The organism is Vibrio sp. 704, assembly GCF_033339295.1.
In genome coordinates, this window is the sequence record NZ_JAWOUH010000326.1 from 1 (window position 1) to 781 (window position 781).

The window sequence follows — 781 nt, forward strand, 5'->3', positions numbered from 1 at the left end:
TAATGAAAGTGTCTGGCGACAATCCAAGGTTCGTCAATCTTGCTTGCATCAACATCGTTATCGCAGCCAACGCGGGCGGGGCATTCAGCCCATTTGGTGACATTACAACCTTGATGGTTTGGCAAGCTGGGCACGTGCGGTTCTCTGAATTCATGCCATTGTTTGTCCCTTCTCTAATCAACTATGTCGTGCCAGCGTTTTTAATGTCCCTTTTTGTACCGAACACCAAACCCAATACCATCCACGAGCATGTCGAATTAAAACGTGGCGCAAGGCGCATTGTGCTGCTGTTTGTCCTCACGATCGCTACGGCTGTCTCTTTCCATGCTGTTCTTCACTTCCCACCCGTGGTTGGCATGATGATGGGCTTGGCGTACCTACAATTCTTCGGGTACTTCTTAAGAAAAACCCTCAAACATTCGCTCGCGAAAAAAGCGGCCATGGCGATTGCGAATGGGGACGATCATGCGCTGAAACGTTTAGGCTCTGTCGTACCGTTTGACGTATTCCATCGTGTTTCTCGCGCCGAATGGGATACCTTGCTGTTCTTCTATGGCGTCGTGATGTGTGTAGGTGGCTTGAGCTTGCTCGGTTATCTCGAATTGGTTTCAAACGTCATGTACACCCAATGGAATCCGGTTTGGGCGAACGTGATGGTCGGTGTGCTTTCTGCCATTGTCGATAACATTCCGGTCATGTTTGCGGTACTAACGATGGACCCAAGTATGTCCACTGGTAACTGGTTGCTTGTTACGCTCACCGCGGGCGTAGGGGGTAGTTT

1 protein-coding gene is annotated in these 781 nt (G+C 49.9%); it reads left to right on the forward strand.

What is annotated here, in order from left to right:
* The coding region (nhaD, locus tag R7R24_RS26230; protein ID WP_318120052.1) for a sodium:proton antiporter NhaD at positions 1 to 781 on the forward strand (781 nt) is incomplete at both ends.